Raw genomic sequence first — 18,013 nt, forward strand, 5'->3', positions numbered from 1 at the left:
CAAGCATTCGGGCAGAAATTCATGCCCGACTCTGTGGCTTTTCCCGGAATCGCCCGTTAGCGTGGCCCGGACAGGCACGGCCGAGCGGGCCGTCCAGGCCCAGGAGGAATCGAATGAAGGCACTGCGCTTCTACGCCCCCGAGGACGTCCGGCTGGTCGACGTCCCCGAGCCCGAGACCGGCCGGGACGAGGTCAAGATCCGGGTCCGCAACTGCTCGACGTGCGGCACGGACGTGAAGATCTTCCACAACGGCCACGTCAACATCACCGGCGAGACGACCATGGGCCACGAGATCGCCGGCGAGGTGGTCGAGGTCGGCGAGGACGCGCTGGGCGGGTTCCAGGTCGGCGACCGGGTCCAGTGCATCGCGGCCGTCCCCTGTGGGGAGTGTCACGAGTGCAAGAAGGGCTGGATGGAGGTCTGCGAGAACCAGACCTCGGTCGGCTACCAGTACGACGGCGGGTTCGCCGAGTACATGATCGTGCCGCACCAGGTGCTCAAGGTCGACGGCTTGAACCGGATCCCCGACAACGTGGGCTTCGACGAGGCCTCGGCCGCCGAGCCGTTCGCGTGCGCGATCAACGCCCAGGAGCAGCTCGGCATCGAGGAGGGCGACTTCACCGTCGTCTTCGGCGCCGGCCCGATCGGCTGCATGCACATCCGGATCGCCCGCGGCGTGCACAAGGTCGGCCCGGTCGTCCTGGTCGACATCAACGACGAGCGGCTGCAGATGTCCGCCGAGGCCGTTCAGCCCGACCACGTGATCAACTCCGCGAAGGAGGACTTGGTCGCGAAGGTGATGGAGCTGACCGGCGGTCGCGGCGCGGACGTCATCATCACCGCCACCCCGGCCAACGTCACCCAGGAGCAGGCCGTCGCGATGGCCGCGCGCCAGGGCCGGATCTCGTTCTTCGGCGGCCTGCCCAAGAACGACCCGGTGATCCAGCTCGACTCCAACGTCGTGCACTACCGCCAGCTGCACATCCACGGCGCCAACGGCTCCTCGCCCGACCACAACAAGCGGGCGCTGGAGTACATCTCCACCGGCCAGGTCCCGGTCAAGGACCTGATCACCCGCCACCTCCCGCTCGAGCAGGCCCTGGAGGCGTTCCGCATCGTCCAGGCCGGCGAGGCGATCAAGGTGACCGTCGAGCCCTGAGGGAGCTCACCCGAGCAGGGCGCGTACGGCGTCCCGCGCGGTCAACGGGTCGGGGGCGGCGAGCGCCGCCTCGGCTGCGCGCTCACAGGTGTCCATGGACACCCGCGACAGCTGGGCCCCCACGGGCCGCACGGCCGCGGCGGCCATGGACAGCGAGGTGATCCCCATGCCCACGAGCACCAGGGCGAGCAGCGGGTCGGCCGCCGCCTCACCGCAGACCCCGACCGGCTTGCCGGCCTGCTTGCCCGCCTCCGCGGTGATCGCGACCAGCTGCAGCACCGCCGGCTGCCAGGGGTCGGTCAGGTGCGCGAGGTCGGTGGCCATCCGGTCGGTGGCCATGGCGTACTGCGTCAGGTCGTTGGTGCCGATGGAGAGGAAGTCGACCGCCTCCAGCATCCGGTGCGCCAGCAGCGCGGCGCTGGGCACCTCAACCATGACGCCGGCCTTGAGGCCGCGACCGCGGACCTGCTCGGCGAAGTCGCGCGCCTCGGCGACGGTCGCGACCATGGGCGCCATCACCCAGGTCTCGGTGCCGGTCCGCTCCGCGGCCCGCGCGATGCCGTCCAGCTGCCGCTCGAGCAGCCCGGGGTTGTCGAAGGAGAGCCGCAGCCCGCGGACACCGAGGGCGGGGTTCTCCTCCCCCTCGTGGGTGGCGAAGGCGATCGGCTTGTCCGACCCGGCGTCGAGGGTGCGGACCACGACGTACCTGCCCTCGAAGGGGTCGAGCACGGCGGCGTAGATGTCGGCCTGCTCCTCCACGGACGGCTCGTCCTTGCGGTTGAGGAAGCTCAGCTCGGTACGGAAGAGGCCGACGCCCTCCACGGGGCCGGCGGCCGCGGCAGCCGCGGACTCGCCGTCGGCGACGTTGGCCAGCACCTTCACCCGGGTCCCGTCGGTGGTCTCGGCCGGCCCCGTCCACGACTCCAGCTCCGCGCGCAGCACCCGGTCCTCCTCGACCAGGCGCCGGGCCTCGTCGGGGTCGACGCCGGTCGCCACGGTCCCGGCCACGCCGTCGACCAGCACCGGGGACCCGGCGGCCAGCTCCAGCGCGCCCGCGACCCCGACGATGCAGGGCAGCCCGAGCTGGCGAGCGATGATGGCCGTGTGGCTCGTGGAGCCGCCCCGCTCGGTCACCAGCGCGAGCACCACGGCCGGGTCCAGGCCGGCGGTGTCGGCGGGGGCGAGGTCCTCCGCGACCAGGACGGCGGGCTCGTCGGGCAGCTGCACCCCGGGCTCGGGCTCGCCGACGAGGCGGGCGACCACCCGCTTCTCGATGTCCTTGAGGTCGGTGGCGCGCTCGGCCATCAGGCCGCCCATCGAAGTGAACACCCCGACGAACTGCTCGACCGACCCGCGGACGGCGGCGATCAGGTCCTCTCCCGAGCCCAGGCGCTTCTTCACGCCTCCGCGCAGCCCCTTGTCACGGGCCAGGCCGGCGCTCGCGGTGAGCACCTCCGCCGCCGCTCCCGAGGCGCGACCCGCCTTGGCCTCGAAGCCCTCCGCGACGGCCGCGGCCGCGGTGTCGTAGGCCGCGAGCGCGGCGTCGGCGTCCGCATGCCCGCCGTCGCCGTACGCACTGATCGCCTGCTCGGCGACCTCCGTGCGCACGAGCAGCGCGGGCCCGTAGGCCAACCCGGGCACGACCGGCGTACCCCGCAGCTGGCGGTCGTCAGAGGCGGCATCAGTTGTGACCATGCGCACAGTGTTTCCCGCGAACCCCTTGACAGTCAACAGATTCGGGCATAAAAACAACACAAACGCAGACACGCAGCGGAGGGAGACCGCGGATGTACGCCGAGGAGCGCCAGCAGGCGATCGCCGCGCTGGTGGCGCGCGAGGGTCGCGCCTCGGTGACCGGTCTCGCCCGGGAGCTCGACGTCACCACCGAGACCGTCCGCCGCGACCTCTCCGCCCTGGAGCGCGTCGGCCTGGTGCGCCGGGTGCACGGCGGAGCCGTCCCCGCCAGCTCGTTCACCGTGCTGGAGGCCGCCCTGGGTGAGCGCGACGTGGAGCAGGTGGAGCGCAAGGACCGGATCGCCGGCGCCGCCCTCGACCTGCTCCCCCGCACCGGCGGCACGCTGCTCTTCGACGCCGGCTCGACGACCGCCCGCCTGGCGGCGCGGCTGCCCGAGGACCGCTCCTACACCGCGATCACCCACAGCGTCCCGATCGCCGCCCGGCTCGCGCCGCAGCCGCACATCGACCTGCACCTGCTGCCCGGCCACGTGCGCACCGCCACCCAGGCCGCGGTCGGCTCGGCGACCGTCGAGGCGCTGCGGACCCTGCGTGCCGACCTGGCCTTCCTCGGCACCAACGGCATCTCGGTCTCCCACGGGCTCTCCACGCCCGACCTGGACGAGGCCGTCACCAAGCGGGCGCTGGTGGCGAGCGCGCACCGCATCGTCGTCCTCGCCGACTCCACCAAGATCGGAGAGGAACGCATGGTCCAGTTCGCCGCCCTGGAGGACGTCGACGTCGTGGTCACCGATGACGGGATCCGCGCCGCCGACCGCTCCGCGATCGAGGCCGCCGGTGTCGAGGTCGTGGTCGCATGATCGTCACCCTGACCGCCAACCCCAGCGTGGACCGCACCGTCACGCTCGCCGGGCCGCTCCAGCGCGGAGCGGTGCAGCGCCTCACCTCCGTCACCTCGCAGGCCGGAGGCAAGGGGGTCAACATCTCCCGCGCCGCCGTGGCCGCCGAGGTGACCACCCTGGCGATCCTGCCCGCCGCACCCGCGGACCCGTTCGTGGTCTCGCTCGGCGAGGACTCGATCCCCTGCCTGCCGGTCGGCCCGGCCGGCCCGGTCCGCACCAACCTGACCGTCACCGAGCCCGACGGCACCACCACCAAGCTCAACTCCCCCGGCGCCGAGGCCACCCCGGCCCTGCTGGACGCCCTCGCCGAGGCCGTGCTCGCCCAGGCCACCGAGGCTGCGTGGGTGGTCGTGGCGGGGTCGATCCCGCCGGGCGTCCCGGCCGGGTGGTACGCCGAGCTGATGGCCGCCGTACGCCACACCCCCGCGCGGATCGCGGTCGACACCAGCGAGGCTCCGCTCGTCGCTCTCGTCGACGGGCTCCCCGGGAGCGCACCGGACCTGATGAAGCCCAACGGGGACGAGCTCGCCTCGTTCACCGGCGCCGACGCCGCCACCCTGGAGTCCGACCCGCAGGCGGCGGCCCGCGCGGCCGCCACCCTGGTCGACCGGGGCGTCGGCGCGGTCCTGGCCACGCTCGGCGCGCACGGCGCCGTGCTGGTCACCGCGGAGGGCGCCTGGCACGCCACGCCCCCGCCCACGACCGTCGTCAGCACCGTCGGTGCCGGCGACTCCAGCCTGTTCGGCTACCTCCTCGGCGACGTGCGAGGAGACGCGGAACCGGACCGGCTGGCTCTCGGGGTCGCCTACGGCAGCGCCGCCGCAGGCCTCCCCGGCACGACCATTCCGCACCCATCGCAGACCCGCCCCGACCTGGTCGAGGTGCGTCCGCTCGAACTCCCCTCCGGAGCCCCGACATGACCCAGATGATCACCCCCGAGCTCGTCCGTCTCGACGTGGACCTCGGCGAGACCAAGCAGGACGTCATCCGCGCCCTGGCCGACGTCGTCGCCGACGCCGGCCGCACCGACGACGCACCCCAGCTCGTCGAGGACGCCCTCGCGCGGGAGGAGACCTCCGCCACGGGCCTGCCTGGCGGCATCGCCATCCCGCACTGCCGTACGCCGGCGGTCGAGGTCCCGACCCTCGCCTTCGCCCGGCTCTCGCCCGCTGTCGACTTCGGCGCCAAGGACGGACCGGCCGACCTGGCCTTCCTGATCGCGGCGCCGGCCGGCGGCGACGCCGACCACCTCAAGCTGCTCACCAAACTCGCCCGGGCCCTGGTGAAGGCGGAGTTCACCGACAGCCTGCGCTCGGCCGAGACGCCCGAGGAGATCGTCGAGCTGGTCGGCGGCGTGGTGGGCGACGCACCCGCCCCCGCCGCGCAGACCACAGCGCAGACCACTGCGGAGACCCCCGCCGAGAAGCCCGGGCCGACCGCGGCCGCGGAGTCCTCCGCCGCTCCGGTCGCCGGGGCCGCCGCCGGGGCTGCCGACGACCGGCGCCGCCGCCTCGTCGCGGTGACCGCCTGCCCCACGGGCATCGCCCACACCTACATGGCCGCCGAGGCCCTCGAGGCCGCGGCGAAGAAGGCCGGGGTCGACATCGAGGTCGAGACCCAGGGCTCCGCCGGCTCCACCCCGCTGGGCCAACAGACGATCGCCGACGCCGACGCGGTCATCTTCGCCGTCGACGTGGGCGTGCGGGACCGCGGTCGGTTCGCCGGCAAGCCCGTCGTCTCCTCGGGCGTGAAGCGCCCGATCGACGAGGGCGACGCGATGATCGCCGAGGCGCTGCGCTACGCCGACGACCCCGAGCGTGCCCCCAAGGTCGAGGGCAGCAGCGGCGGGGACGGCGCGGGCCAGTCCTCCACCGCGACCGAGTCGTGGGGCGGCAAGGTACGCCGGGTCCTGATGACCGGCGTCTCCTACATGATCCCGTTCGTCGCGGCCGGCGGCCTGCTGATCGCCCTCGGCTTCCTGCTCGGCGGCTACACGATCACCGGCCCGGCCGGCGAGATCGTCACCGACAACACCCTGTTCAACCTGCCGGACCTGCAGGAGCTCGGGCTGGAGAACGCGCTGTTCGACAGCGCGCTGATGGCCTACCTCGGTGCCCTGCTCTTCACCCTCGGCAGCGCGGCCTTCGGCTTCCTGGTGCCGGCGCTGGCCGGCTACATCGCCTACGCCATCGCCGACCGGCCCGGCATCGCCCCCGGCTTCGTGATGGGCGCCCTGGCGGGCCTGGTGAACTCCGGCTTCATCGGCGGCATCATCGGCGGTGTGCTGGCCGGTCTGGTCGCGCACTGGATCGCCGGGTGGAAGGTGCCGGCCTGGGCCCGCGGCCTGATGCCGGTGCTGGTCATCCCGCTGCTGGCGACCCTGATCTCCGGCGCGATCATGGTGATCGTCCTCGGCAAGCCGCTCGCGGCGCTGATGGACGCCCTGACCGACGGGCTGAACAGCATGACCGGCGGATCGGCGATCGTGCTGGGCATCGTGCTCGGCCTGATGATGGCCTTCGACATGGGCGGCCCGCTCAACAAGACCGCCTACGCCTTCGCCACCGCCGGGCTCGGCGCCGCGGCCACGGCGAGCGGCAACGCCCCGCAGCTGCGGGTGATGGCCGCGGTGATGCTGGCCGGCATGGTGCCCCCGCTGGCGCTGGCCCTGGCGACCGCCGTACGTCCTCGCCTGTTCACCGTGCCCGAGCGCGAGAACGGCAAGGCTGCCTGGGCGATGGGCGCCTCGTTCATCACCGAGGGCGCGATCCCGTTCGCGGCCGCCGACCCGCTGCGGGTGATCCCCGCGATCATGGCCGGTTCAGCGGTCACCGGCGCGCTCTCCATGGCCTTCGACGTGGGCCTGCGCGCCCCGCACGGCGGCATCTTCGTGCTGTTCGCCGTGAGCAACATCGTCGGCTTCCTCATCGCGCTCGTCGCCGGCGTGCTCGTCGGCGCCGCGGCCGTGGTGGCGCTGAAGTCCATCGGCCGGCCCGACACCGACGTGGCCACCGTCTGACCCGCCTCGCTACCGTCTGATCCACCAACCCAGAGGAGATACGCCCATGCCCAGCAAGACCGTCAAGGTCGGCTCGTCCGTCGGCCTGCACGCCCGCCCCGCCGCGATCATCAGCGAGGCCGCCGGCGAGCTCGGCTCCGAGGTGACCATCGGCATCCCCGGCGACGAGCCGGTGGACGCCAGCTCGTCCCTGCTCATCATGACCCTCGGCGCCTCGGCCGGCGACGAGGTCGAGGTCAGCAGCGACGACCAGGAGGCGCTGGACAAGATCGCCGCGCTGGTCGAGCAGGACCTGGACGCCTGAGCCGAGCTCAGTCCCGGAGCAGCTCGCGGGTGCGACGTACGTCGTCGCGCATCTGCTCGACCAGGGGCTCGACCCCGTCGAAGCGGATCATCCCGCGCAGCCGGGCGACGAACTCGACCTCGACCGGGACCCCGTAGAGGTCCAGGTCGTCGCGGTCCAGGGCGTAGGCCTCGACCCGCGGGTCGCGGTGGCCGTCGAAGGTGGGGTTGGTCCCCACCGAGATGGCGGCCGGGAAGCGCTCGTCGGTGTCCAGGCGGGTCAGCCAGCCGGCGTAGACCCCGTCGGCGGGCACGGCGACCTCGCCCGGGGCGACGTTCGCGGTCGGGAAGCCCAGCTCGCGACCCCGCCGGTCCCCCTCGACGACCGGGCCGCGGACCACGACCGGGCGACCCAGCGCCTCGGCGGCGCCGGTGACGTCCCCGCCGGCCAGGCTCTGCCGGACATAGGTCGAGGACCACACCTGCGGCCCGCCGTCCAGGGCGATCCCCTCGACGGTGAAGTCCCGCTCGGCCCCCAGCTCGCGGAGGATGCCGACGTCCCCCGCCGCCTTGTGGCCGAACCGGAAGTTCGCGCCCACCACTACGGCGGCGGCGTGCAGGCAGCCGACGAGCACCCGGTCGACGAACTCCTCGGGGCTCCAGGTGGAGACCTCCCGGCTGAACGGGATCGCCAGCACGTCGTCGGCACCGGCCTCGGCGAGCAGGGCGGCCCGGTCCTCGATGGTGGTCAGCGCCACCGGTGCGTGCTCGGGCCGCAGTACCGCCATCGGGTGCGGGTCGAACGTCGCGACCACGACCCGGTCGATCCCCCGCTCGCGGGAGATCTCGCAGGCGCGCCGGACCACGTGAGCATGACCGCGGTGCACGCCGTCGAAGTTGCCGACCGTGACGACGGTGCGGCCGATGTCGGCGGGTACCTCGTCGAAGGATCGCCAGATCTGCACGGGGTCGAGCCTACGACGCCGGCTCAGCCGACGAAGACCGCCACCGGTCGCGCGCCGCCGGCCGGGTCGGGACGGTAGAGCGCGAGGAAGGTGCCGTCGGGGGCGAAGAGCGCGCTCAGCCCCTCCAGGCGCAGGTCCAGCGGCCGGCCGAAGCCGACGTCGCGGGCCTGGGCGTCGTCCAGGTCGACCGCGGCGAAGCCCTCGCGCGCCGCCTCGGCGAGCGGGACCACGACCGGGTCCTCGGCCAGGTCGTCCAGGGTGCGCGCGCGGTCCAGGCCGAACGGCCCGACGGCGGTACGGCGCAGCGCCGTCAGGTGGCCGCCCACGCCCAGCGCCGCACCGAGGTCGCGGGCGATCGCGCGGACGTAGGTGCCGCTGGAGCAGCGCAGCGAGACGTCCAGCTCGAAGCGCTCCCCCGGCCGCTGCTCGTGCAGCGTCAACTCGTGCACGGTCACCGGGCGGGCGTCGAGCCGGACCTCCTCGCCCTCGCGCACCCGCTGGTACGCGCGCTTGCCCTCGACCTTGACCGCCGACACCGAGGTCGGGACCTGCTCGATGTCGCCGACGAAGCGCTCCAGCGCCCGCTCGACGTCCGCGGGGTCGAGCCCGGAGGTGTCCGCCGTGGCGGTCACCTCGCCCTCGGCGTCGTCGGTGGTCGTCGACGCGCCCAGCCGGATCGTGGCGTCGTACGCCTTGTCGGTCAGGGTCAGGTGCCCCAGCAGCCGGGTGGCCCGCCCGACGCCCAGCACGAGCACACCGGTGGCCATCGGGTCCAGGGTGCCGGCGTGCCCGACCTTGCGCGTCCCCAGCAGCCGACGCCCTCGGGACACGACGTCATGCGACGTCATGCCCGAGGGCTTGTCGACCACCACCAGCCCGGGCATGGGCTCGGGCCGGCTCACTCCTCGGCGTCGTCGGCGTCGGCCGGCTCGTCCTCGTCGACCCGCGGCTTCTTGTACGGGTCGGCCTCGCCGGCGTAGCTGCTGCCGCGGCGCGCCGCGACCTCGTCGTCGGCCGCCTTGGCCCGGGCGAGCACCTCGTCGAGGTGCCGCGCCTCCTCGGGCAGGGCGTCGGCGACGAAGGTCAGCGACGGCACGTGCCGCATGCCCAGCTGCTTGCCGACCTCGGAGCGGATCAGCCCCTTGGCCGACTCCAGCGCCGCGGCGGTGGACGCCTGCTGGGCGTCCTCGCCGAGCACGGTGTAGAAGATCGTCGCCTGCTGGGTGTCGCCGGTGAGGCGTACGTCGGTCACCGTGACGAAACCCAGCCGGGGATCCTTGATCCGCCGCTCCAACATCTCGGCGACGATCACCTGGATCCGATCGGCGATCTTGCGCACCCGCGGGTTGCTGCTCATCTCACCTTTCCCTCCACGCTCAGGCGCGCGGGATCTCCTTCATCTCGAAGGCCTCGATCACGTCGCCCTCGCGGATGTCCTGGAAGTTGCGCAGGACCAGACCGCACTCGAAGCCCTCGCGGACCTCGGAGACGTCGTCCTTCTCCCGGCGCAGGGACGCCAGGTCCAGGTTGTCCGCCACGACCGCGCCGTCGCGGATGACCCGGACCTTGGCGTTGCGGCGGATGACCCCGGAGGTGACCATGCAGCCGGCGATGTTGCCGATCCGCGAGGACCGGAACAGCGCACGGATCTCGGCCTGGCCGAGGGTCTGCTCCTCGTACTCCGGCTTGAGCATGCCCTTGAGCGCGGCCTCGATCTCCTCGATGGCCTGGTAGATCACCGAGTAGTAGCGGATCTCCACGCCTTCCTTGTCCGCGATCTCGGTCGCCTTGCCCTGGGGCCGGACGTTGAACCCGATGATGATCGCGTCGGAGGCGGCCGCCAGCATGACGTTGGTCTCGGTGATCGCACCGACACCGCGGTCGATGACCCGCAGCGAGACCTCGTCGCCCACGTCGATCTTGGCCAGGCTGTCCTCGAGCGCCTCGACCGAGCCGGACACGTCGCCCTTGAGGATCAGGTTGAGCTCCTGCGTCTCGCCCTTCTCCATGGAGGCCATGAAGTCCTCGAGGGTACGGCGGACCCGGCGCTGCGCCTGCAGGGCGGCACGCTCGCGCGCCTCCCGCTTCTCGGCGATCTGGCGAGCGGTCCGGTCGTCCTCGACCACCAGGAAGTTCTGCCCGGCGCCGGGGACGGCGGTCAGGCCCAGCACCATCGCGGGACGCGACGGCGTGGCCTCCTCGATGCTCTCGCCGAACTCGTCGAGCATCGCCCGGACGCGGCCGTAGGCCGGGCCCGCGACGACGGTGTCGCCCACGCGCAGGGTTCCGCGCTGGACCAGCACCGTGGCGACCGGGCCGCGGCCGCGGTCCAGGTGCGCCTCGACGATCAGGCCCTGGGCGTCCTGGTCGGGGTTCGCCCGCAGGTCCAGGGCGGCGTCGGCGGTGAGCACGATCGCCTCCAGCAGGCCCTCCAGGTTGTCGCCGGACTTCGCGGAGACGTTGACGAACATGGTGTCGCCGCCGTACTCCTCGGGGACCAGGCCGTACTCGCTGAGCTGGCCGCGGACCTTCTCCGGGTCCGCCTCCGGCTTGTCGATCTTGTTCACCGCGACCACGACCGGGACCTCGGCGGCCTTGGCGTGGTTGAGCGCCTCGACCGTCTGCGGCATCACGCCGTCGTCGGCCGCGACCACCAGCACCGCGATGTCGGTGGACTTCGCACCGCGGGCACGCATGGCCGTGAAGGCCTCGTGACCCGGGGTGTCGATGAAGGTGATCTTGCGGTCGTCGCCGTCCACCTCGGTGTGCACCTGGTAGGCGCCGATGTGCTGGGTGATGCCGCCGGCCTCGCGGTCGACGACGTCGGCGTTGCGCAGCGCGTCGAGCAGCTTGGTCTTTCCGTGGTCGACGTGACCCATGACCGTGACGACCGGCGGACGCTGGCTGAGGTCCTCGTCCTCGCCCTCGTCGGCACCGAACTCCAGGTCGAAGGACTCCAGCAGCTCGCGGTCCTCGTCCTCGGGGGAGACGACCTCGACGTTGTAGTTGAGCTCCTCGCCGAGCAGCTCGAGCGTCGCGTCGTTGACCGACTCGGTGGCGGTCACCATCTCGCCGAGGTGGAAGAGCATCTGCACCAGCTGGGCCGGCTCGACGTTGATCTTCTCGGCGAAGTCGGTGAGCGAGGCGCCGCGCGCCAGACGAACGGTCTCGCCGTTGCCCTTGCGGACGCGGACGCCGCCGATCGTCGGGGCCTCCATCTGCTCGAACTCCTGGCGACGCGCCCGCTTGGACTTGCGTCCACGACGCGACGGGCCGCCGGGGCGACCGAACGCGCCCTGGGTCTGGCCGCGACCACCGGGACGGCCGCGGCCGCCGAAGCCGCCGCCACCGGGACGACCCGGGGCGCCACCGCCACCCGGGCGGCCGGGAGCGCCACCCCGGCCGGGACCGCCGGAGCGACCGCCGGGGCCGCCGGAGCGACCACCCGGACCGGCGCCGAAGGCGGCCGGGGACTTGGGCATCATCGCCGGGTTGGGACGCGGCATGCCGCCGCCACCGCCCTGGCGGGAGCCGCCACCGTCGCGGCCCTGCGGGGGACGCGGCGGACGCTGGTCGGCACCGCCCTGGCCGGCCCCGCCACCGGAGCCGCCCGCGGGCGCGGGCCGGCGGCCCATGCCCTGGGAGGAGGCGAACGGGTTGTTGCCCGGGCGCGGGGAGCCGCTGGGGCGTCCCACCGGGCGGGGGGCCGGGGCCTTCGGGGTCGGCGCCTTGGGCGCGGGGGCCTTGGGCGCGGGGGCCTGCGGGGCCGGGCTCGCCGACGCCGCGGGGGCCTCGGGCTCGCCACCGCCCTGCTCGCCCCGGTCGGCCTGCACGGGGGCCTCGGGCTCATTCGCGGGCTCGGCCTTCTTCGCCGGGCCCGGACGCGGGCCGGGGCGGGGGCCGGAGGGGGCCTCCGCGGCGGGCGCGGCCTTCTTCGCCGCGGGCTTGGGAGCGGCCGGCTTGGTCTCGGCGGGTGCCTCGGCCGGGGCCGCGGCGGCAGCGGCCTTCAGCTGCTCGCCGTACTCCTTCTTGAAGCGCATCTCGACGGGAAGCTCGACCGTCGAGGAGGCGGACTTGACGAACTCGCCCATCTCCTTGAGCTTGTCGAGAACGAACTTGCTCTCGACGCCGTACTCCTTGGCGAGTTCATGGACTCGGGTCTTAGCCACGTTGGAACGTTGCTCCTTCTGGCCCGAGTCCCCTCTCCATCTAGCCGGAGGTGGTGCGTCGGACCGTTGCTGGTATGCGGGTGTAGCGCGGGCTCATCGCGAAGTACTCATCGAGTGCTCATGAGCTGCTGCTCCAGTCCTGGTCGGTGGTGCGTGGGGTCGTCGTGAGTGAGGCGAGGTACTCCTCCAGCGGGGCGGTCCCGAGCCCGGTCCCGGACCGGAGGGCCCGGGGGAAGGCCCGGCGGCGCACCGCCGAGTCGTAGCACGCGGTCGTGGGGTGCAGGTGCGCCCCTCGACCCGCCGCGGTGCCCTCCGGATCGGGTACGGCGGCCGGCCGGCCGCGCGAATCCGTGCCGGCGACCACCCGCAGCAACTCGCTCTTCGCGGCCCGCTCCCGGCACCCGACGCAGGTCCGGACCGGCCCGGCCACGGGGGCCGGATCGTCCGGGCATGCGGACAAGGCGTGTTCACGAGCCACTGGATCAAGCCTACCTAACCCGGGGCCGGATCACGAACCGGAGGGCTCCTCCTCGTCGGAGCGGATGTCGATCCGCCACCCGGTCAGCCGGGCGGCGAGGCGGGCGTTCTGGCCCTCCTTGCCGATCGCCAGCGAGAGGTGGAAGTCCGGCACGACGACCCGCGCGGAGCGGGCCTCCTCCGAGAGGATCTCCACCGAGGTCACCTGGGCCGGCGACAGCGCGTGCGCGATCAGCTCCGCCGGGTCGTCGGACCAGTCGACGATGTCGATCTTCTCGCCGTTCAGCTCCGACATCACGTTGCGCACCCGCTGGCCCATCGGGCCGATGCAGGCGCCCTTGGCGTTGACGCCGGGCACGTTGGCCTTCACCGCGATCTTGCTGCGATGCCCGGCCTCCCGGGCGATCGCGGCGATCTCGACCGAGCCGTCGGTGAGCTCGGGGACCTCCAGGGCGAACAGCTTGCGCACCAGGTTGGGGTGGGTGCGGGACAGGGTGATCTGCGGTCCCCGGACGCCCTTGCGCACCGAGACGACCAGGCACTTGATCCGCTGGCCGTGGGGGTAGCTCTCCCCCGGCACCCGCTCGCCGAGCGGCAGCAGGGCCTCGAGCTTGCCGAGGTCGACCATCACGTCGTCGGGGTTGCGGCCCTGCTGGATGACGCCGGAGATGATGTCGCCCTCGCGCCCGGAGAACTCGCCGAACTTGATCTCGTCCTCGGCGTCGCGCAGCCGCTGGAGCATGATCTGCCGGGCGGTCGTGGCCGCGATCCGACCGAAGCCCTCGGGCGTGTCGTCGTACTCCCCGACGGCCTCGCCCTCCTCGTTCGTCTCGGTGGCGAGCACGGTGACGTGGCCGCTCTTGCGGTCCAGCACGACCCGTGCCTGCTCCACTGCACCCGGCGTCTTGTGGTAGGCGGTGAGGAGGGCCTGCTCGATCGCCTCGACGAGCACGTCGAACGAGATCTCCTTCTCCCGCTCCAACATCCGCAGGATGCTCATGTCGATGTCCATCAGGCGTCCTCCTCGTCGGGCGCGTTGCGTCGGTTGAACTCCACCTGCACCAGGGCCTTGCCGACGTCGGCGTAGGGGACCTCGACGGGACCGCCGTCGGTCTCCAACCGCACCGCTCCCCCGGGGTCCTCGTCACTGCCGGCGACCCTCCCGGTGAGGGCGGACCCGTCGGTGCGGGTGACCCGGACCAGCCGGTCGTGGTTGCGGCGCCAGTGCCGCGGGAGGGTCAGCGGACGGTCGACGCCGCGGGAGGTGACCTCGAGGGTGTAGGGCTGTTGGCCCATCACGTCGGAGGAGTCCAGGACCTCGGAGACCCGGTGCTCGGCCTCGACCAGGTCGTCGTGGGTCACCCCGCCGTCCTGGTCGACCGCGACCCGCAGCACCCGGCGCTTGCCGGCACTGCTCAGCTCGACCGCCTCCAGGTCCAGGCCCAGGGCCCTCAGGGGAGCCTCCAGCTCCGCCTCGATGCGGTCGCGGGTGGCGTCGGCTCGCGGGCTCACGGCGCTGGCTCCTCCTGTGCTGTTGTCGGGGCTCCACCATAGCGGCCGGGCGGTCGATATCCTCGCCGCCATGGTCCCCCGATCCTCGCCCCGGCCGATGGCCCGTCGTCTCGTCCTCGGCGGGCTCGTGGCAGCGGGGTCGGGACTGCTGGCCGGGTGCAGCGAGCTGCCCGACGTGGACCTCTCGACCCTGGACCCGCGGTCGGACCCGGCCACCCCCACGACGACCGAGCCGCGCGAGCCGGCGGACCCCGACGCGGAGGCCGACGTCCGCACCCTGGAGGCGGCCTACGCCGAGGTCCTGGCGAGCTCCGCGCTGGTCACCGCCGTCGCCGACCGGCACCCGCGACTCGACGCGACCCTCCGGCCGCTGCTGGCGCTGCACCGCAGCCACGCCGAGGTGCTGGCCGGGGCCGCCCCCGACCGTCCCGAGGCGAGCCCGCCGCCGACGCGGGCACCACGGCGACGCGCGCGCGCCCTCGAGCTGGTCCGGAGCGCCGAGGCGACCACCCAGACGCGGCTGGAGGGCTGGGCGATGGACGCCCGCAGCGGCGCCTTCGCGCGGCTGCTCGGGAGCATGGCCGCCGGGGTCGCCCAGCAGCGCTCGCTGCTGCCCGCGCGGGGAGGCGACCGGTGACCGCCGTCGACGCGCTGCAGCACACCCTGGCCGCCGAGCATGCGGCGGTCTACGTCTACGGCGCTCTGGGCGGGATGACCTCCCAGGCCTCCGCGGCCGCGCTCTACGCCACCCTCACCGAGGGGTACGACGCCCACCGGACCCGGCGGGACGCCCTGGTCGCCCAGCTGGGCCGGCGCGGCGAGCGGCCGGTGGCCGCCGAGGCGGTCTACGACCTGCCGGCCGACCTTGCGGGCGAGGGACAGGTACGGCGGGCCGCGCGCTCGGTCGAGCGGGCCTGCGCGGAGACCTACGCCGCCCTGGTCTCCGAGACCACCGGCGACCTGCGCTCGGGGGCGCTCGCCGCCCTCGCCGAGTCGGCGCTGCGCGAGCTGGACCTCGGGGCCGAGCCGCAGCACTTCCCCGGCGTCCCCGAGCTGCGCGACCGCTGACCCGCCCGCACTCAGACGGTCCGCGGACCAGTTCCCTTCCGAGGGAGCCCCGAGATCTCCCCCCGAAAAGACTGGTGCGCGGACCGTACGCAAAATTGTGCAGCTCGCGGTCGACGCGGTCCATAGCGGCGGACCTGCACGAACTTGCACTGCACGAACCTGCAACTTTGGGCAACCCGATCCCGCCTGACCCCCTCCGAAGGTCGCGCCCTTCGCCGACCTGCTGCGGACCCCCGAACGCGGTGCCATGATGAGCAGGAAGGAGGAGCTCGTCGTGAGATCTCAGGAGCGGACCGTGCGGTGGCTGCGACGGGCGAGTCGTCCGGACCCGGCGGTGACCCCGGCCCTGGGGCTGTCGGGGGAGGACCGCGACGAGGTGGTCCAGGCGGCCACGACCCTCTACCGGACCCGCGGGTTCGCCGGGGTCACGCTGCTCGACGTCGCCCAGGCGGCCGGCGTCACCGAGCAGGGCGTGGTCGCCGCGTTCGGGGGCGAGGCCGGCCTGTTCGAGGAGGTCTACAGCCGCGAGCTGCGGCACCTCGCCGAGCGGCTGACCGACCGCTTCTCCTCCGGCGACCCGCTCACCATGCTGCGCACCGCCCTCAACGGCTGGCTGGACGAGATGGCCGACCCCGGAGTGCGCCAGGTGGTCGTCGTGGACCCCCAGGAGGCACTCGGCTGGGACCGGTGGCGCCGCGCCAGCGCCCGGCACGGCCGGATGCTCATCGAGGTCGCGATGATCGACGCGATGGACAAGGGCGCCGTGCGCGAGCAGTCGGTGCGGCCGCTGGGCTACGTCCTCGCCGGGGCCCTGGAGTCCGGCGTCCAGTTCGCCGCGCGCGAGCCCGACCCCACCGCCGCCCTGGCCGGTGTCCGCGTCGCCCTCAACAGCATGCTCGACGGGATGCTCGCCGACGCCCGGCGTTGAGCGGGCGTCAGCCCACCAGCTCCGCGATCCGCTCGGCCGCGCCCTCGACGGGCACGTCCTGCCGCTCACCGCTCGCGCGGTCCCGCACCTCCAGGGTCCCCTCGGCCAGACCGCGGCCCACGGTGACGATCGTCGGCACGCCGATCAGCTCGGCGTCCTTGAACTTCACACCCGGGCTGACCTTGCCGGTGCGGTCGTCCAGGATCACCTCGAGCCCTCGAGCGGCCAGGTCGCCGGCCAGCGCCTCCGCGGCGTCCAGCAGCGCCTGGTCCTTGCCCGCCGCGACCACGTGCACGTCGGCCGGGGCGATCTCCCGCGGCCAGGAGAGGCCCAGCTCGTCCAGGGTGTTCTCCGCGATCGCCGCGACCGCGCGCGAGGGGCCGATGCCGTAGGAGCCCATGGTGACGGTGACGAGCTTGCCGTTCTCGTCGAGCACCTGCAGGCCCAGCGCGTCGGCGTAGGTGCGGCCCAGCTGGAAGATGTGGCCCATCTCGATCCCGCGGGCGGCGACCAGGGTCCCGCCCAGCTCGGGCCAGCAGCGCGGGCAGTGGTCGCCCTCGCGCACCTCGGCGGCCTCGATGGTGCCGTCAGGGGTGAAGTCGCGGCCGGCGACCAGGTCCAGCACGTGCTTGCCGGGCTCGTTGGCGCCGGTGACCCAGCGGGTCCCCTCGACCACCCGGGGGTCGACCAGGAAGCGGATGCCGGAGGCCGACTCCTCGCCGAGGACCCCCGGGCCGATGTAGCCCTTGACCAGCGCCGGGTGCTCGCGCAGGTCGTCCTCGGTCATCGGCTCGACCTCCAGCGGCTCCAGCTGTCCGCCCAGCCGCTTGAGGTCGACGTCGCGGTCGCCGGGGACGCCGATGGCCAGCGGCTCGCGGGTGCCGTCGGGGTGCACCACGACGACCATGACGTTCTTCAGCGTGTCCGCCGCCTCCCAGGGCCGGTCCTCCCGCGGGAAGTCGGCCTGGAGGTGGGCCACCAGCGTCTCGATGGTCGGGGTGTCGGGGGTGTCCTCGACATGGGCGGCCGGCGCGTCGGCGTACTCCTGCTCCTCGGGCGCGCGCACCTCGACGGCCTCCACGTTGGCCGCGTAGTCGCACCGGGTGCAGCGGACGTAGGTGTCCTCCCCCACCTCCGCGGTCGCGAGGAACTCCTCGCTGGCCGAGCCGCCCATCGCGCCGGAGGTCGCCTTGACGATGACGTAGTCGAAGCCGAGCCGGTCGAAGATCCGGATGTAGGCGTCGCGGTGCCGCTGGTAGGACGCCTCCAGCCCCGCGTCGTCGACGTCGAAGGAGTAGGAGTCCTTCATCACGAACTCGCGGCCGCGCAGCAACCCGGCGCGCGGCCGTGACTCGTCGCGGTACTTCGTCTGGATCTGGTAGATCGTGAGCGGGAGGTCCTTGTAGGAGGAGTAGAGGTCCTTCACCGCGAGGGTGAACATCTCCTCGTGCGTGGGCCCGAGGAGGTAGTCGGCCTCCTTGCGGTCCTTGAGCCGGAAGATGTTCTCGCCGTAGTCCGTCCAACGGCCCGATGCCTCGTAGGGCTCCTTGGGCAGCAGCGCCGGGAAGAGCATCTCCTGGCCGCCGATCGCGTCCATCTCCTCGCGGATGATGCTCTCGATGTTGCGCAGCACCCGCAGGCCCAGCGGCAGCCAGGTGTAGATGCCCGGCGCGGCGCGGCGGATGTAGCCCGCGCGGACCAGGAGCCGGTGCGAGGGCACCTCGGCGTCGTTGGGGTCCTCGCGCAGGGTGCGCACGAACAGGTCGCTCATCCTCAGGACGCGGGCTGCGGTCATGGGCGGAAGGCTACTGGTGGCCTTCTGCGACCCGCGAACCG

At 73.2% G+C, this 18,013-nt stretch carries 17 protein-coding genes; 8 read left to right on the forward strand and 9 right to left on the reverse strand.

Features of this window, described 5'->3' with window-relative positions:
* The first annotated feature begins 113 nt into the window (after window positions 1–113).
* Window positions 114–1,160: a zinc-dependent dehydrogenase gene (locus K8W59_RS13155; RefSeq protein WP_223394582.1), complete on the forward strand. Its 1,047-nt coding sequence runs from the start codon at window positions 114–116 to the stop codon at window positions 1,158–1,160.
* 6 nt (window positions 1,161–1,166) lie between these two features.
* On the opposite strand, the gene ptsP is transcribed toward K8W59_RS13155, so the two are convergent.
* Window positions 1,167–2,855 (reverse strand): phosphoenolpyruvate--protein phosphotransferase, encoded by a 1,689-nt coding sequence (ptsP, locus tag K8W59_RS13160; protein WP_223394584.1) that lies wholly within the window; start codon window positions 2,853–2,855, stop codon window positions 1,167–1,169.
* 92 nt (window positions 2,856–2,947) lie between these two features.
* Here ptsP and K8W59_RS13165 point away from each other — a divergent pair, with 92 nt between their 5' ends.
* From K8W59_RS13165 to K8W59_RS13180, 4 genes are read left to right on the forward strand one after another with little or no spacing between them, the layout of a single operon-like run.
* A complete protein-coding gene (locus K8W59_RS13165) occupies window positions 2,948–3,715 on the forward strand; it encodes a DeoR/GlpR family DNA-binding transcription regulator (protein WP_223394586.1) in 768 nt (255 codons plus the stop codon).
* Window positions 3,712–4,677, forward strand: coding sequence for a 1-phosphofructokinase family hexose kinase (locus K8W59_RS13170; protein ID WP_223394588.1), 966 nt, complete (start codon window positions 3,712–3,714; stop codon window positions 4,675–4,677). The genes K8W59_RS13165 and K8W59_RS13170 overlap by 4 nt, the downstream gene beginning before the upstream one ends.
* Window positions 4,674–6,776, forward strand: coding sequence for a PTS fructose transporter subunit IIABC (locus K8W59_RS13175; RefSeq protein ID WP_223394589.1), 2,103 nt, complete (start codon window positions 4,674–4,676; stop codon window positions 6,774–6,776). The genes K8W59_RS13170 and K8W59_RS13175 overlap by 4 nt, the downstream gene beginning before the upstream one ends.
* Window positions 6,777–6,822: 46 nt before the next feature.
* Window positions 6,823–7,080: an HPr family phosphocarrier protein gene (locus tag K8W59_RS13180; RefSeq protein ID WP_223394591.1), complete on the forward strand. Its 258-nt coding sequence runs from the start codon at window positions 6,823–6,825 to the stop codon at window positions 7,078–7,080.
* A 7-nt stretch (window positions 7,081–7,087) separates the two neighbouring features.
* Here K8W59_RS13180 and K8W59_RS13185 read toward each other — a convergent pair whose 3' ends face one another.
* The 7 genes from K8W59_RS13185 to rimP form a co-directional block, all read right to left on the reverse strand.
* Window positions 7,088–8,023 carry a bifunctional riboflavin kinase/FAD synthetase gene (locus tag K8W59_RS13185; RefSeq protein WP_223394593.1) on the reverse strand — a complete coding sequence of 312 codons (936 nt, stop codon included), beginning with the start codon at window positions 8,021–8,023 and terminating at the stop codon, window positions 7,088–7,090.
* 23 nt (window positions 8,024–8,046) lie between these two features.
* The gene (gene truB / locus K8W59_RS13190; RefSeq protein ID WP_223399796.1) at window positions 8,047–8,907 is read right to left on the reverse strand and encodes a tRNA pseudouridine(55) synthase TruB; all 861 of its coding nucleotides are present in this window, start codon (window positions 8,905–8,907) and stop codon (window positions 8,047–8,049) included.
* Window positions 8,908–8,921: 14 nt separating this feature from the next.
* Window positions 8,922–9,380, reverse strand: coding sequence for a 30S ribosome-binding factor RbfA (gene rbfA, locus K8W59_RS13195; protein ID WP_223394595.1), 459 nt, complete (start codon window positions 9,378–9,380; stop codon window positions 8,922–8,924).
* Window positions 9,381–9,399: 19 nt separating this feature from the next.
* Window positions 9,400–12,192 (reverse strand): translation initiation factor IF-2, encoded by a 2,793-nt coding sequence (infB, locus tag K8W59_RS13200; RefSeq protein WP_223394597.1) that lies wholly within the window; start codon window positions 12,190–12,192, stop codon window positions 9,400–9,402.
* Between the two features lie 118 nt (window positions 12,193–12,310).
* Entirely contained in the window at window positions 12,311–12,622 is a 312-nt protein-coding gene (locus K8W59_RS13205) for a YlxR family protein (protein ID WP_223394599.1), read from the reverse strand.
* 78 nt (window positions 12,623–12,700) lie between these two features.
* Window positions 12,701–13,681: a transcription termination factor NusA gene (nusA, locus tag K8W59_RS13210; protein WP_223394601.1), complete on the reverse strand. Its 981-nt coding sequence runs from the start codon at window positions 13,679–13,681 to the stop codon at window positions 12,701–12,703.
* Window positions 13,681–14,181 (reverse strand): ribosome maturation factor RimP, encoded by a 501-nt coding sequence (rimP, locus tag K8W59_RS13215; RefSeq protein WP_223394603.1) that lies wholly within the window; start codon window positions 14,179–14,181, stop codon window positions 13,681–13,683. Before rimP ends, nusA begins: the two co-directional genes overlap by 1 nt.
* A 70-nt stretch (window positions 14,182–14,251) precedes the next feature.
* On the opposite strand from rimP, the gene K8W59_RS13220 reads away from it, so the two are divergent.
* From K8W59_RS13220 to K8W59_RS13230, 3 genes are all read left to right on the forward strand, one after another.
* Entirely contained in the window at window positions 14,252–14,818 is a 567-nt protein-coding gene (locus tag K8W59_RS13220) for a hypothetical protein (protein ID WP_223394605.1), read from the forward strand.
* Window positions 14,815–15,249 carry a DUF4439 domain-containing protein gene (locus K8W59_RS13225; protein WP_223394607.1) on the forward strand — a complete coding sequence of 145 codons (435 nt, stop codon included), beginning with the start codon at window positions 14,815–14,817 and terminating at the stop codon, window positions 15,247–15,249. The genes K8W59_RS13220 and K8W59_RS13225 overlap by 4 nt, the downstream gene beginning before the upstream one ends.
* Window positions 15,250–15,523: 274 nt before the next feature.
* A complete protein-coding gene (locus K8W59_RS13230) occupies window positions 15,524–16,177 on the forward strand; it encodes a TetR/AcrR family transcriptional regulator (protein WP_223394608.1) in 654 nt (217 codons plus the stop codon).
* Window positions 16,178–16,184: 7 nt separating this feature from the next.
* Here K8W59_RS13230 and K8W59_RS13235 read toward each other — a convergent pair whose 3' ends face one another.
* The gene (locus tag K8W59_RS13235) at window positions 16,185–17,972 is read right to left on the reverse strand and encodes a proline--tRNA ligase (RefSeq protein WP_223394610.1); all 1,788 of its coding nucleotides are present in this window, start codon (window positions 17,970–17,972) and stop codon (window positions 16,185–16,187) included.
* Window positions 17,973–18,013 lie beyond the last annotated feature (41 nt).

It is taken from the genome of Nocardioides rotundus (assembly GCF_019931675.1).
GTDB classification, from domain to species: Bacteria; Actinomycetota; Actinomycetes; order Propionibacteriales; family Nocardioidaceae; genus Nocardioides; species Nocardioides rotundus.